This is a genomic window from Alcanivorax sp. HI0083 (assembly GCF_001635175.1).
Map to the genome: position 1 here is coordinate 1 of NZ_LWFX01000805.1, position 13,426 is coordinate 13,426.

The following is a 13,426-nucleotide window of genomic DNA, read 5'->3' on the forward strand; positions in this document are numbered from 1 at the left end:
CTGGGCAAGCAGTTTCAGCACCCGGTCCAGTGCATCTTCAAAGGGCGCAAGCTTGGTCAGCTGGCTGCCGATGTGGCAGTCGATGCCGAGGATGCGGATGTGCGGCATCTCGTGGGCGCGCTGATACAGGGCCGGTGCCTTGGTGATGTCCACGCCGAACTTGTTGTCTTTCAGGCCGGTGGAAATATAGGGATGGGTCTGGGCGTCCACATCCGGGTTCACCCGGATGGCGATGGGGGCTTCGCGGTCCAGTTCGCCGGCCACCAGGTTGAGCAGTTCCAGCTCGGCGGCGGATTCCACATTGAAGCAGTGGATGTTGGCTTTCAGAGCCGCGGCCATTTCGTCGGCGGTTTTGCCCACGCCGGAAAAGACAATCTTGTCCGGGTCGCCCCCGGCGCGCAGCACCCGCTCCAGCTCACCACCGGAAACGATATCGAACCCCGCTCCACACCGGGCCAGCACATTCAACACCGCCAGGTTGGAGTTGGCTTTCACTGCGTAGCACACCTGGTGAGGGTGGTCGCCGAAGGCTTCATCGAAGGCCAGATAGTGACGCTCCAGAGCCGCACGGGAATACAGGTAGAGCGGTGTGCCGAAGCGATCCGCCAGCTGTTCTACGGGAAGATCTTCGGCGAATAGCTGGCCGTCACGGTACTGAAAGGGATCCATGATTATTCCTGTCCGGACGCGTTGGCGTCGTCTTCGTCTTGGGTGTCTTCACTGTCTTTTGCATCGGGCTGCGCCGGTTGCGCGTCGCTGGCCGGTGCGGTTGCGCTGCGTTCCTGGTCAAAATACAACGGACCTTTCTGGCCGCAGGCGGCCAGTAGCAGGAACAGTAACAGGCTGAATGGGCGCATGGGATACTCCGTTTGCTGGAGGGGGAGTATAACGGTTCGGTACTGCAATGGCAGCCTGCGTGCCGCTGCGGTTTGGGTGTCCGATAACGCCGCTTGAGAAAAAAGCGGTCCGGTTTACTATCAGTGAATAGTCTGCCCCGCGTGGACACATTTCTGCTGATCTTTTCGCCCCTTCACTCGTACTTGCCCTGCCTGCGCCTGGATACCCCGGCATGCGGGCGGGCGTGTATGCGCGGGGCATTTCTGAATGATTGACCCTGTAAGGAGAAAGCCATGGCGTTACCGGCCATTACCGTTTCACGTTTGGATGTTGCGCGCCTGGAAGCATTGTTAGCCACCGCCCATGGCGAGGTGGCCGAAGGCCTGGAAGAGGAGCTGTTGCGTGCCACGGTGGTGGCCCCCGAGGCAATGCCGGCGGATGTGGTGACCATGAATTCGCGGATTCGCTGCCGGGAACAGGGGCGTGGGCGGGAAATGAGCCTGACGCTGGTGTATCCGCAGGATAGCGGGCCGGAGAAAGTGTCCGTGTTGGCGCCGGTGGGGGCAGCGCTACTGGGGTTATCGGTGGGCCAGAGTATCGACTGGCCCGCGCCCAACGGCAAGACCCTGAAACTGGAGATTCTCGCCATCGAGTATCAGCCAGAAGCCAACGGTGAAGATCTGGCGTAGCACGGGGCAGGGACTGCTGTGCGGGTGTGCTAACGGCTACGCCGTTGCCCGGAACGAAAACGCCACCGGCTCCAGAGAGTCGGTGGCGTTTTTTATCGTACGGCGCCTTCCGAAGAAAGCGCTCGTTGCGGCGCGTTAGTGGCTGGTGTTGTCCAGCGCCTCGCGGGCGCGGGCCACGGCCGCCCGTACCTGGTCCGGTGCGGTGCCGCCGATGTGGTTACGGGCGCTCACCGAGCCTTCCAGGGTCAGCACGTCGAACACGTCGTCGTCGATCTGGTCGCTGAACTGCTTGAGTTCGGACAGGGACATGTCACCCAGATCCTTCTTCTTCTCTACGCCATAGGCCACGGCCTTGCCGACGATCTCGTGGGAGTCGCGGAAAGCGATGCCCTTGCGGACCAGGTAATCGGCCAGATCGGTGGCAGTGGCGAAGCCACGGCGGGCCGCCTCGCGCATGACTTCGCGGTTGGGCTCCAGGGACGGGATCATGTCGCCGAAGGCGCGCAGGCTGCCCTTGAGGGTGTCCACGGCGTCGTACAACGGTTCCTTGTCTTCCTGATTGTCCTTGTTGTAGGCCAGCGGCTGGCTTTTCATCAGGGTCAGCAGGCTGATCAGGTGGCCGTTAACGCGGCCGGTCTTGCCGCGTACCAGCTCGGGCACGTCCGGGTTTTTCTTCTGCGGCATGATGGAGCTGCCGGTGCAGAAGCGGTCGGGCAGGTTGATGAAGTTGAACTGGGCGCTGGTCCACAGCACCAGTTCTTCGCTGATCCGCGACAGGTGGGTCATGGTCAGGGCGGCCAGAGCGCAGAATTCGATGGCGAAGTCCCGGTCGCTCACCGCGTCCAGCGAGTTTTCGCAGACGCCGTCGAAGCCGAGCAACTCGCAGGTACGCTCGCGGTTGATCGGGTAGGTGGTGCCGGCCAGGGCGGCGGCGCCCAGGGGCATGCGGTTGACCCGCTTGCGGCAATCCAGCAGGCGCTCGCGATCACGTTTGAGCATTTCGAACCAGGCCAGCAGGTGGTGCCCGAAGGTCACTGGCTGGGCCGTCTGCAGGTGAGTAAAGCCGGGCATGATGGTGGCCGCTTCGCGCTCGGCCAGGTTCAGCAGGCCGGTCATCAGGTACAGATACTGCTCTTCCAGAATCAGCAGTTCGTCGCGCAGCCACAGGCGGATGTCGGTGGCTACCTGGTCGTTACGGCTGCGACCGGTGTGCAGCTTTTTGCCGGTGATGCCGATCTTGTCGGTGAGCCGCGCTTCGATGTTCATGTGCACATCTTCCAGGGCCACGGACCACTCGAACTCGCCGTTTTCGATTTCCAGCTGAATTTCACGCAGCCCCTGGATAATGGCATCGCGCTCCTCATCGGTGAGCACGCCCACTTCGGCCAGCATGGTGGCATGGGCCTGGGAGCCATAGATGTCCTGACGGTACATGCGGCGGTCGAAGTTCACACTGGCAGTGAATTCCTGCACGAACTGGTCGGTGGACTCGCTGAAGCGGCCGCCCCAGAGTTTGTTCTGCTGCTTGTCAGTCATCGTACTTGCTCAACGCTTGGTTTGCGGGGGCGCAAGTATAGCAGGGGGAGACTATTCCTTGGGAGTGGCGGTTGGTTCAGGTATAACATCTTAATAACTAATTGTTTTTCCGTATAAGGAGAGCATTCGTGGCCATGGATGTCCCGGCCAATAACAGTTTCCTGCCTGACCTGTGCAGCACTCGAGCCGTGCTGGTGGTGGTGGTGGTGGCTGAGTTGATGGCGTTGGTGGTGACGTTGGTGGCCACTTACTACGACGATTTCAGTGTCGGTCGGCTGGCGGTTACCTCTCTGTTCGTGCAGTGGGTGGGGCTGACGTCTGCGGCGCTGGTGTGCCAGCTGCGTAATCGACTGAACCTGTTGCCACCCGCCTGGACCTCTACCGCTGTGGTATTGCTGGTGGTGGTCGATACCCTGTTGTTCAGCGTTCTGGCCCGGCTGATCATGGCTTGGGTGAGCGGCGGCGCACTGGAAATGGGGCTGTGGTCTACAGAAATTCCGGTTAACGGCTTGATTGCGGCGATCATCGCCGGCCTGGTTATGCGCTATTTCTATGTGCAGGAGCAGTTGCGGCAAAAGGATCAGGCTGAGTTGCAGGCACGTATTCAGGCCCTGCAATCACGGATCCGCCCGCACTTTCTGTTCAATTCCATGAACATTATCGCCAGCCTTATCGCGGTGGACCCGGATGGGGCGGAGCAGGTGGTGGAGGACTTGTCGGTGCTGTTTCGCGCCAGCCTCAAGAACAGTGGAAACGAGGCCTCACTGGAAGAAGAACTGGAGCTGTGTCGGCGCTATATTCACATCGAGCAGCTGCGGATGGGGGAGCGTTTGCAGGTGGCATGGGATATCCAGGTAGACGCAAAATCCCTGAAGATTCCGTTATTAACCTTGCAACCCTTGCTTGAAAATGCCATTTATCATGGCATACAGCCATTATCTGCAGGGGGGATGGTGACGATTCGCGCCCTCGCGCACAATGGCAACCTGGTGCTGTCGGTGAGCAATCCCAAGCCGGAAGGCGACGGACATCACAAAGGCAACCGCATGGCGCTGGAAAATATACGTCACCGGCTGGAAGCCCTGTACGGTGATGATGTGGCGGTGGAATCCCGCCCGGAACAAAAAGAATACGAGATCGAAATTCGATATCCGCTGCAATAAAAAGGATGGGACTTATGCGGGTACTTGTCTGCGATGACGAGCAACTGGCTCGGGACCGGCTCAAGAGGCTGGTCGATAAAATCGAGAATGCCGAGGTGGTGGCAGAGGCGGCCAATGGCCGTGAAGCCATCATTGAAGCCCAGTCCTGCAAGCCGGACGTGGTGCTGATGGATATCCGCATGCCGGAAATGGATGGCATGGAAGCGGCGGAGCATCTGGGCAAGATGGACAATCCGCCGGCCGTGATTTTCTGTACGGCCTATGACGAGCATGCCTTGCAGGCATTCCGCGTGCACGCGGTGGATTACCTGCTCAAGCCCGTCAATGCCGCCGACCTGACAACGGCACTAACCAAGGCGAAAACGCTTAACCGCGTGCAGCTGGCGGAAATCAGCGATGAGGTGAGCGAAGAAAAGCCCCGTCGTCGCGGCCATATCAGCGCCCGAACCCACCGGGGTCTGGAACTGGTGCCGGTGGAGGACGTGCGCTACTTCCTGGCTGATCAGAAATACGTGACCGTGTGTTTTAGTGAAGGCGAAGTGCTGATTGACGAAACCCTGAAAGAACTGGAAACCGAATTCGGTGACCAGTTTGTGCGTATTCACCGCAATGCGTTGGTGGCACTCCGGTATATTGAGGGCATGGAGATGGCCACCGCCGGGCACCATCAGGTGCGTCTGCGCGGGGTGGATGAACGGTTGACCGTGAGCCGGCGCCATGTGGCGGGGCTGCGGCGGGTGCTGCAAAGCCTGTAACGGGGATCCGGGGTAATTAACAAGGTCCGGGTCGCATGCTAGCCTTGAGCTTGCTGCATTGAACGAAAAATGAACGACAACGAATAACAAAAACAGGAACTCTGTGATGAAAAAAACTCTCCTTCTTCTGGTCAGCGCGGTCGTGCTCAGCGGTTGTGCCAGCGCCACCATGCCGGTTACCGGCTTTCTGTACGGCAACGTGAAAGCGCCCATGGCGGCCACCGCCTCCTCGGAAAAGCCCACTCGCGTGGGGCGCGCCAGTGCCCGCTCCATTCTCGGTGTGGTTGCCTCCGGCGATGCCAGCATCCAGACCGCCGCCCGTAATGGCGGGATTACCGAAATTCACCATGTGGACTATGAATCCCAGAACTTCTTTGGGGTGCTGGCGGAATTCACCGTTGTCGTGTACGGCAATTAAGTTGAAAGTTTAAAGTTGAAACGCGGGCCTGCACCGGGTGGGGCCTGCTCTCGAAGCCGCGTCCAGACTATGGGCGCGGCTTCGACGTTTCTGAATCCGACTACTCTGCCCGCGCTTTTAAACTTTGAACTTTTCACTTTTAACTCCTCGTCTCGGCCCCCACGCGCCTTTGCTGTAGACTAAGTCCACTTTTTAACTGAACAACAGGATGCCCCATGTCCCGCGAAATCTTGCGTATCGCCACCCGTTCCAGCCCGCTGGCTATCTGGCAGGCCGAGTATGTTCAGCAGCGTCTGGAAAGCCTGCATGACGGGTTGGCGGTGGAGCTGGTGCGGATCAAGACCCAGGGGGACAAGATCCTCGACACCCCGCTGGCCAAGATCGGTGGCAAGGGGCTGTTCGTGAAGGAGCTGGAAGAGGCGATGATGGATGGGCGCGCGGATATTGCGGTGCACTCCATGAAGGATGTGCCCATGGAGCTGCCGGAAGGGTTTGCCCTGCCGGTGATCTGTGAGCGCGAAGATCCCCGGGATGCGTTTGTTTCCAGTACATTCGATAGCCTGTCGTCTTTGCCCCATGGCGCTTGCGTGGGCACCTCCAGCCTGCGCCGCCAGGCCCAGGTAAAAGCCAATCGCCCGGATCTGGTGGTGAAAAGCCTGCGCGGGAATGTGCAGACCCGGCTGGGCAAACTGGATGCCGGCGAATTTGACGCCATTATTCTGGCTGCCGCGGGCCTCAAACGCCTGGAAATGCACGATCGCATTCGCTACGAAATGCCTCCGGAAGAATCGCTGCCTGCCGTGGGGCAGGGCGCGGTGGGTATCGAATGCCGCGAAGAGGATGCGCGCACTATCGAGCTGTTGTCGCCGCTGAGCGATGTGGATACCTGGGATCGCGTGGTGGCTGAGCGTGCCATGAACCGCCGTCTGGAAGGGGGCTGCCAGGTCCCCATTGCGGGGTTTGCGTTGCTGGAGGATGGCCAATTGTGGCTGCGTGGCCTGGTGGCAGAGGAAGATGGCAGCCGGGTGCTGCGGGCGGAAGGCTCGGCTCCGCGCGCCCAGGGTGCCGAGTTGGGTATCGATATTGCCGAACAGCTGCTGGCCCAAGGCGCGGATGCCATTTTGCAGGCCTTGTACGCCCGCCAATGACCCGGCAAGGACGGCAGCAACAGGTCGTCGTGACCCGTCCCGCGGGCCAGCAGCAACGGCTGATGGCCCTGCTCACGGAGGCGGGCTACCAGCCTCTTCACCAGCCGGCGCTGGAAATAGAGCCGGTGCCGGTGGATGGCGCCATGCAACGCACCCTGATGGAACTGGATCGTTACCACGCGGTATTTTTTGCCAGCGTGAATGCCGCTCGGTTGGCCCTGTCGGCCATGGCGGACCTGTGGCCGCAGTGGCCCGTGGGTGTGCACTGGCTGGCGGTGGGTCGGGCCACGGCGGCGGAGTTGGCGTCCTGGCATCTACCTGCCACGGTGCCAGAGCATGGCTTCAATTCCGAAGCGGTGCTGGCGCTGCCCTGCCTGCAACAGCTGCAGGAAAAACAGGTTCTGATCTGTCGGGGCGACAGTGGCCGCGAGTTGCTGGCGCAGAGCCTGGAAGCGCGCGGTGCCCGTGTCGATGCGCTGGCCTTTTACCGGCGCCATGGGGCCAGCCACATCACCATTTCGGCGCAGGCTGATTGGGTGATGGTTACCAGCGTGCAAGGTTGGCAGGCGCTCCAGCCTGTGCTGCCCGCCGGTTGTGGCGTGGTGGCGGCTGGGGTGCGGGTGGCTGCTGCGGTGCAGGCCAATCATGCCGGCCCGGTGCGGGTGGCAGCCAGTGCCCATGACGATGACATGCTGGCGGCCTTGAACGCCGGTGGTAGCGATCGTTAAGGCGAGCGTCTTTCTTCTCCCCAGTGTCTTGGCTGCCTGCCGGCTTGGTCGGGCGCGTGATTTTCGGTCTGGCTATGCGTCCAGCGGTGAATAGTGATTACTCTATGGCGCGAAGAATTTTTTACCCGATCTAACCGTTAATGATTGGACAGCAATGGGCGCTCACTTTAAGGTTTTTGCAATGATATCGGGTATCGCCACACCGAGGGCGCAGGGGGTTCGAGACTCGCGCACGCCTCGCTATGACAACAACGGAGCTGACATGACGCAGGATCGTCTTTTTTCCCGCCAGGCCGGGGCAAGCCTTTTGACTGTGCTGCTGGTACTGGTGGTGCTGGCTGCACTCGGGGCGGCTGGCTGGTGGGGGTGGCAGGAGTTCACCCGGCTGAAGAGCGAAAAGAGCAGCCTGGCGGATCAAGTGACGACCGTGAAAGGTGAGTTGGCCAGCCAGCGCGCCCAGGTGCAGTCTGCCCTGTCCGGTCTGGAAAAAGAGCAGGCCAAACTGGCGGCGCAGATGACCAAGGACCGCGCCGCGCTGACCGACTTGAAAAGCGGCGGTCAGCGTTTGTGGCTGATCAACGAAGCGCGTGCCCTGGCCAGCCTGGCCAGCCAGCGTCTGTTGCTTACCCAGGATGCCCTGGCCGCGCGCCGCTTGTTGAAAGCGGCGGATGAAACACTGGCCCGCCTGGATGACCCCGCCGTGTTGCCGGCCCGCAAGGCACTGGCTCTGGACATGGAAACCCTCAGTGGGGCCAGCCAGGTGGACGTGCAGGGCATGGTGCTGCGCCTGGGGGCCTTGCGGGAGTTGGTCGCTGAGTTGGCGGTACCCGCAGAAGCGTCACCACCGGAGCGTGATACCCCGGATGTAGATCAGCCCTGGTGGCAAGATGTGCTGGACCGGATGCCGGTGACCGTGCGTCGCCACGAGGGTGCAGTGCCGCTGCCGTTGTCGGGTGAGCAGGCTTCGCTGGTGCGCCTGACATTGGATGGCAGCCTGCAGCAGGCGCAGCTGGCGCTGATGCAGGGCCGGGCGGAGGCCTATGGGCAAGCCGTTGAAAATGCTCGCAGTACCCTCGAACAATGGTTCCGGGACGATGATCCCCGTGCAGCACAAATGCAGGCAACCCTCAAGGAGATGGGCGGTGCCAGCGTGGCCCAGGCCCTGCCGCAAATCGGTAATGGCCTGGCGGCTATCGAAGCCTTGAAACGCAAGGAGGGCGGCGCATGAAGAAAGTCGTCCTGCTGGTTATTATCGCCCTGGTTGCCGCGCTGGCGTTGGGGCGCTGGATGGCAGCGGATTCCGGTTATGTGTTGATCATCCGGGACTCCGTGTCTGTGGATACCACCCTGGGGTTTGTGGTGCTGCTGGCCCTGCTTGGCGCGGTGGCGTTGGTGGTGCTGACCTTGCTGGGCAACGCGGCCTGGAATGCCATGGAGCCGGTGCGTGCCACCCGCCGCTGGAAAAAGGCAGTGGCGGAGCGTCGTTTGCGTAGTGGTTTCCTGCAGTTAGTGGATGGCGAACAGGAAAAGGCCGAGCGCTTGCTGGTGGCCGCCGGTGAAGACGGTGACTGGCCGCTGGTGGCCTGGTTGCTGGCGGCGGAAGCGGCCCAGGAGCAGGACAAGGTAGAGGCAACGCAGCATTATCTTGAACAGGCCAGCAGCGATCGTCGGGGACGTTTGGTGGCCGGCCTGATGAAAGCGCGCTTCGCCCTGGAAGACGGCTACCCGGAACAGGCTCGTAGCGAATTGAAGGTGCTGGCGGACATGGCGCCGCGCAACAAGCGTATTCTCAATACCTATGCCGAGGTACTGGAAAGCCAGAAAGACTGGCAGGTGCTGTGTGCCCTGATGCCGCGTTTGAAGCGGGCCTTTGGCGAGGCCAACCAGGGCCGTCGTGAGCGCCGGGCCTGGTTGGCCTGGTTGCAGGAAACCGCCCGCAAGCCTGGCTTCAACGATGCCGATAGTCGCCGGGATGAATTGCGCAAACTCTGGAAAGATGTGCCGGTACACCTGAAAAACGATCCGGCCATGGTGGCCCGCTATGCCGGTTTCCTGGCCCAGCTGGGCGGTGGCCGTGGAGCCTTGAATCTGGTCCGTGAGCAGTTGGATTCCCAGTGGGATGACCGCTTGCCGCCGGTGCTGGAAGCCATCGACGATATTCCCCCGGACGACCTGCTGCAGGTGCTGGAAAAGTGGCTGGTAGAACGACCGGGCAATGCGGCGGTGTTGATCACCGCTGGCCGTGTTGCGCTGAAAGCGCGTCTGTGGGGCAAGGCGCAGGGCTTTTTCGAGGCGGCGGCCAACTCCAGCCAGAGTGCCACGGCGCTGGCGGAACTGGCGCGCCTGTACCGGGCGCTGGGCGATTCCAGCAAGGCCATGTCTGCGTTTGATCGCCGTATGGCTCAGCTGGAAGGCAATCTGCCTGCCCTGCCGTTGCCAGATAAGAGCGTGCCGTAAGCGAGTTGTTTGGGCGCGTGCGATGCGATACCGCCTCCCTGTAGGTCTGATTAGCCTGAAGGCGTAATCTGACATAAAGCGTTACCGCTACGGTTCAGCGGGATGTCGGCTTACGGCTACGCCCTAAGTCGACCTACAAAGCAGGCCCCTTCGAGGGGTTGGTTGTGGGCTCCAGGCTCGCTCCCACGATTCAATCCATGGCGGTGGCAATTTCTGCCGCCACTGCCTGCCAACCCTGATCCAGCGTTCTTACCAGATTCGCATAGCCGCCGTTGTCCAGCGCGGCTTCCCACTGAATGCGCCCCTGGGCGATCTCTCCGTTGTTTCCAGTCAGTGCCCAGCGGCCGGTGATGACGGCGGAATCCCTGTCTTTGCCTTGCAGGCCCTGAAAGCGGGTCAGCTCCACGGTGAGCGTCTTGTTGTCTCCGCTGGGCATGCGGGTTTCCAGGGAGCGTTGTAATTGCGTGGCCAGCGGTTCGGCCCAGCGATGGTGGCGGCCCACCTGTATCTCGCTGTCACTGAGTTGCATGACAATGCCGCCCCGGTTCAGGTAACTGGCCAGCTGTACCTTGATGGTTAGCGGTGAATGCGCGGCCCCGGTGGCAGACGGCAGCAGGTAGCCCGGCGGTGACGTGGCGGGGGCGTGGCTACAGCCCCACAGGCCGGCGAGAAGGGCGGCGATGGCTAACAGGCGGATCATTGTGCACCTCGGGGTTGGGTGTCGGTGGCCGGGTGGCGCTGGAAGATCAGCGCGTTGGGCTGTTCATTCAAGGTGTCGAGTAATGGCTCGGCGTCATCCAGCAGTCGATTGAGTTTCTGCAGGGTGCCTTGCAGTTCCCGGTAGCCATCGCCGCCAGCCTGCCAGCCCTGCAGGGTGCTTTCCAGCGCATTCAGGTTGTCGGAAATCTGCTGGGGCAGCGCATTGAGAGCGGGGTCATCCAGCAGGTTTTCGATGCGGCCGGTCACGCCGGACAGGTGTTTAAGATTGCTGTTGAGGTTGTTGGCCATGTCCTGCATGGGAAGCCCATTCAGGGTTTTCAGCAGGGCGTGAAGTTGATCTTCCAGTTTGCTCAGGCCGCCGCTGCCCACGGAGGGAAGGACGGGTACGGAGCGGTAGGTGGGCGAGGCATCGGTTGCCGGGGCGTTGTTGTGAAACTCGAGGTCAACAAACAGGGAGCCGGTCAGCAGATTGCCGGCTTTCAGGCTGGCGCGCAGGCCGTTTTCCACCATCTGGCTGATTTCACTTTTCCATGAGGGCAATGCAATCGTGGATTGATGGGTGACCCGTTGTGGTTCCAGGCGGATCAGTACCGGAATCGGACTGTCGGTCATGGCGTTGGGGCCTTCGGTGCCAAAGGCCCAGGGGACTTGCTCCACCGTGCCGATGCGGATGCCGCGGTATTCGACGGGTGCCCCGGCTTGCAGGCCGCGCACGCTGCGTTCAACCAGCAGCACATAATCCAGTGTCTGGGTGTAGAGAGCCCGCTTGGCGCTTTCCTGGTTGTCATGCAGCACGAACTGGTGGTCGTCTTCCACGGGGGCGCCGGTGCTCATGTTGGGATCGGGCACGGAGAAGGAAATGCCACCGCCAAGCAGGGCTTCCAGTGAGCTGAGTTGCGCCTGGAAGCCGCGGGCATCCAGCTGGAAGCCGATGCCGGAGACTTTCCAGAAGCGGCTGCTGTCGCTGACCAGTACATCATAGGGTTTTTCAATGAACAGGCGGTGGCGAAACAGTTCGGCATCGGGGTCAAAGGTGGTGTCTACCACGCGGCCCACTTTCAGGCTGCGGAAACTCACCGGGTCGCCGTTATTGATGTTGGTGCCTGGCTCGCTGATCAGTTTCAGGAACAGTCCGTCCCCGGTTTTCTCCGGCGGTGGCGAATTTTTTACGGTAAAGGTTTTGGCCTTCTTGCTGCTGTTGCCGGGTAGTAATTCGATATAGGCACCGGACAGGACGGTGCTCAAGCCGCTGACTCCCTCACGCCCGACCCGGGGTTTTACCACCCAGAATTGTGTGTCGCTGTTGAGCATGCGTTCAGTGTCGGCCTGCATTTGCACGCTGAGCAGGGTGTGGCTCAAGTCCTCGGACAGGCTGACGCTTTCCACCACTCCCACTTGCACATTGCGCATCTTGACGGCGGTTTTGCCGGCGTTGATGCCTTCCGCATCTTCCAGTTCCAGGGTAATGACCGGGCCCTGGCTGGAGAGGTAGCTGAACACCAGCCACAGGCCGATCAGTGCGGCCAGCAATGGAATCAGCCAAACAGCAGATAACCGCGGGCGGCGATGTGACGGTGGCGAATCGGCCTGGTTCAAGAGGGTTTCTCCGGTTCAAGTGTCGGTGGCTGGCGTTGTTCTGCGCGCTGTTTTGAGTCTTGCAGTAGCTGTTGTTGCCGGTCCCAGATCAGGCGGGGATCAAACTGGTGTGCTGCGAGCATGGTAAAAATCACCACGGCGGAAAAGGCCAGCCCACCGACACCGGGGGTAACAGTAAGAATATTGCCCATCTGAAACAGGGCCACAATGATGGCCACCACAAAGACGTCAATCATGGACCAGCGGCCAATCCACTCGGTGAGCCGATAGAGCTTCATCTGGCTGGTCATGTCCAGAGGCTGTCGCTGGCGGGCGGCGATGCATAGCCAGCCAAGGGCGAGGATCTTGCCGAAGGGCACCAGCACGCTGGCGGTGAAAATGATCAGGGCGATGGGCCAGTCGCCGTGGCGCAGAAACAGCATGACCCCGGCAATGATGGTGGAGGGCTCGGTTTTGCCCAGGCTGGTAGTGATCATGATTGGGAACAGGTGCGCCGGAAAGCAGCAGAGAATGGCGGTGACCAGCAATGCCCAGACCCGCTGCAGGTTGAAGGGGTGACGCTCGTGGAGAAAACTGTGGCAGTGGTGGCAGCGGTGGGATTGTCCCAAGGGCTGCAGCTGCCCGCACCATTGGCAGCCAATCAGGCCCTGGCGCTGGGCGGTGTCGCCGGCTTGTGCCTGCGCTGGCTGTTGCAGGTCGCCGAGCAGCCGCTGCCACAGGCCGATGGTGTTCATGCGGGTGACGGTGATTAGCAGGATCAGGGCGAAACCGGAAAAGGTCCAGAAGGCGGACAGCAGTTGGATATGGGCCATGGCGATGATTTTCACCAGGCTGACCAGGGCGGCGATGGCAAAGACATCGGCCATCATCCAGGGCTGCATGCGGGGTAACCAGCGGGCCAGAAACAGGCTGCCGGGCAGGGGCCCGGGGCTGGCCAGGCTCATATGAATCCAGCACACCGACAACAGATACAGCGCCGGGATCACAATGATGGTGGCGATCACGATAACGGCCAGGGCCGGGTGGTGGTAAATCGCCAGCTCATAGGCCGCGTCGGTGACGGTCATGGCCCGCTCGATGCCATTTTTCTCGAAGCCCAGATAGGGAAACAGTAAAGACAGGGTCAGCAGCAGCAGGGCAGTAAAGGCCAGGGCAGGGGTGAGCTGGTCGTTTTGTGCCGGGCGCATCAGTGGGTGCTGGCAGCGGGGGCACTGCAGCCACTGGCCATCCTTGCCGGGGCTCACGGCCGACACCAGATCACATTCGTGACAGGGTAGTAAAAACGTTTGGCTCGTGTTGTTCGCGTCCTGCGCCATGGCAGCCATTCCGATCCGTGAAGGCCCATTAGAGCAGTTGCAAGGGCGGTGTCACAAGCTCCG

General features: G+C 61.2%; 14 protein-coding genes. 8 read left to right on the forward strand and 6 right to left on the reverse strand.

Translation table 11 applies throughout. The annotated features are described in order from the left end of the window. Both A3754_RS07760 and A3754_RS07765 read right to left on the reverse strand, forming a co-directional pair. The coding region (locus A3754_RS07760; RefSeq protein ID WP_197468557.1) for an alanine racemase at window positions 1-669 on the reverse strand (669 nt) is incomplete at its 3' end. A gap of 2 nt (window positions 670-671) precedes the next feature. Further along, window positions 672-857 carry a lipoprotein gene (locus tag A3754_RS07765; protein WP_063519237.1) on the reverse strand — a complete coding sequence of 62 codons (186 nt, stop codon included), beginning with the start codon at window positions 855-857 and terminating at the stop codon, window positions 672-674. Window positions 858-1,130: 273 nt separating this feature from the next. On the opposite strand from A3754_RS07765, the gene rnk reads away from it, so the two are divergent. Next, window positions 1,131-1,526: a nucleoside diphosphate kinase regulator gene (rnk, locus tag A3754_RS07770; protein ID WP_063519238.1), complete on the forward strand. Its 396-nt coding sequence runs from the start codon at window positions 1,131-1,133 to the stop codon at window positions 1,524-1,526. A gap of 135 nt (window positions 1,527-1,661) precedes the next feature. Here rnk and argH read toward each other — a convergent pair whose 3' ends face one another. Continuing rightward, window positions 1,662-3,062 carry an argininosuccinate lyase gene (gene argH / locus A3754_RS07775; protein ID WP_063519239.1) on the reverse strand — a complete coding sequence of 467 codons (1,401 nt, stop codon included), beginning with the start codon at window positions 3,060-3,062 and terminating at the stop codon, window positions 1,662-1,664. A 134-nt stretch (window positions 3,063-3,196) separates the two neighbouring features. On the opposite strand from argH, the gene A3754_RS07780 reads away from it, so the two are divergent. The 7 genes from A3754_RS07780 (at window position 3,197) to A3754_RS07810 (ending at window position 9,731) form a co-directional block, all read left to right on the forward strand. Continuing rightward, window positions 3,197-4,225 carry a sensor histidine kinase gene (locus tag A3754_RS07780; RefSeq protein WP_231880546.1) on the forward strand — a complete coding sequence of 343 codons (1,029 nt, stop codon included), beginning with the start codon at window positions 3,197-3,199 and terminating at the stop codon, window positions 4,223-4,225. 14 nt (window positions 4,226-4,239) lie between these two features. Next, window positions 4,240-4,980 carry a LytTR family DNA-binding domain-containing protein gene (locus A3754_RS07785; protein WP_063519241.1) on the forward strand — a complete coding sequence of 247 codons (741 nt, stop codon included), beginning with the start codon at window positions 4,240-4,242 and terminating at the stop codon, window positions 4,978-4,980. A gap of 106 nt (window positions 4,981-5,086) precedes the next feature. Next, entirely contained in the window at window positions 5,087-5,398 is a 312-nt protein-coding gene (locus A3754_RS07790) for a TRL-like family protein (protein ID WP_063519242.1), read from the forward strand. A gap of 215 nt (window positions 5,399-5,613) precedes the next feature. Beyond that, window positions 5,614-6,546, forward strand: a complete 933-nt coding sequence (gene hemC, locus A3754_RS07795) for a hydroxymethylbilane synthase (protein WP_063519243.1) — start codon at window positions 5,614-5,616, stop codon at window positions 6,544-6,546. 29 nt (window positions 6,547-6,575) lie between these two features. Continuing rightward, window positions 6,576-7,274, forward strand: a complete 699-nt coding sequence (locus tag A3754_RS07800) for a uroporphyrinogen-III synthase (RefSeq protein ID WP_231880544.1) — start codon at window positions 6,576-6,578, stop codon at window positions 7,272-7,274. Window positions 7,275-7,536: 262 nt separating this feature from the next. After that, complete coding sequence (locus A3754_RS07805) at window positions 7,537-8,502, forward strand: uroporphyrinogen-III C-methyltransferase (RefSeq protein ID WP_063519245.1); 966 nt, start codon at window positions 7,537-7,539, stop codon at window positions 8,500-8,502. Further along, the gene (locus A3754_RS07810) at window positions 8,499-9,731 is read left to right on the forward strand and encodes a heme biosynthesis protein HemY (RefSeq protein ID WP_063519246.1); all 1,233 of its coding nucleotides are present in this window, start codon (window positions 8,499-8,501) and stop codon (window positions 9,729-9,731) included. Before A3754_RS07805 ends, A3754_RS07810 begins: the two co-directional genes overlap by 4 nt. 190 nt (window positions 9,732-9,921) lie before the next feature. On the opposite strand, the gene A3754_RS07815 is transcribed toward A3754_RS07810, so the two are convergent. From A3754_RS07815 to A3754_RS07825, 3 genes are read right to left on the reverse strand one after another with little or no spacing between them, the layout of a single operon-like run. Then, entirely contained in the window at window positions 9,922-10,431 is a 510-nt protein-coding gene (locus A3754_RS07815) for a membrane integrity-associated transporter subunit PqiC (protein ID WP_063519247.1), read from the reverse strand. Further along, window positions 10,428-12,047 carry an intermembrane transport protein PqiB gene (pqiB, locus tag A3754_RS07820; protein WP_063519248.1) on the reverse strand — a complete coding sequence of 540 codons (1,620 nt, stop codon included), beginning with the start codon at window positions 12,045-12,047 and terminating at the stop codon, window positions 10,428-10,430. The genes A3754_RS07815 and pqiB overlap by 4 nt, the downstream gene beginning before the upstream one ends. After that, on the reverse strand, window positions 12,044-13,372 hold the full coding sequence (locus A3754_RS07825; RefSeq protein WP_063519249.1) for a paraquat-inducible protein A: 1,329 nt from the start codon (window positions 13,370-13,372) through the stop codon (window positions 12,044-12,046). Before A3754_RS07825 ends, pqiB begins: the two co-directional genes overlap by 4 nt. Window positions 13,373-13,426: the final 54 nt, after the last annotated feature.

Bases quoted from the DNA above. Each gene is read 5' to 3' on its own strand.
- A3754_RS07765 (WP_063519237.1), bottom strand. From the start codon at position 857: ATGCGCCCATTCAGCCTGTTACTGTTCCTGCTACTGGCCGCCTGCGGC.
- rnk (WP_063519238.1), top strand. From the start codon at position 1,131: ATGGCGTTACCGGCCATTACCGTTTCACGTTTGGATGTTGCGCGCCTG.
- argH (WP_063519239.1), bottom strand. From the start codon at position 3,062: ATGACTGACAAGCAGCAGAACAAACTCTGGGGCGGCCGCTTCAGCGAG.
- A3754_RS07780 (WP_231880546.1), top strand. From the start codon at position 3,197: ATGGATGTCCCGGCCAATAACAGTTTCCTGCCTGACCTGTGCAGCACT.
- A3754_RS07785 (WP_063519241.1), top strand. From the start codon at position 4,240: ATGCGGGTACTTGTCTGCGATGACGAGCAACTGGCTCGGGACCGGCTC.
- A3754_RS07790 (WP_063519242.1), top strand. From the start codon at position 5,087: ATGAAAAAAACTCTCCTTCTTCTGGTCAGCGCGGTCGTGCTCAGCGGT.
- hemC (WP_063519243.1), top strand. From the start codon at position 5,614: ATGTCCCGCGAAATCTTGCGTATCGCCACCCGTTCCAGCCCGCTGGCT.
- A3754_RS07805 (WP_063519245.1), top strand. From the start codon at position 7,537: ATGACGCAGGATCGTCTTTTTTCCCGCCAGGCCGGGGCAAGCCTTTTG.
- A3754_RS07810 (WP_063519246.1), top strand. From the start codon at position 8,499: ATGAAGAAAGTCGTCCTGCTGGTTATTATCGCCCTGGTTGCCGCGCTG.
- A3754_RS07815 (WP_063519247.1), bottom strand. From the start codon at position 10,431: ATGATCCGCCTGTTAGCCATCGCCGCCCTTCTCGCCGGCCTGTGGGGC.
- A3754_RS07825 (WP_063519249.1), bottom strand. From the start codon at position 13,372: ATGGCTGCCATGGCGCAGGACGCGAACAACACGAGCCAAACGTTTTTA.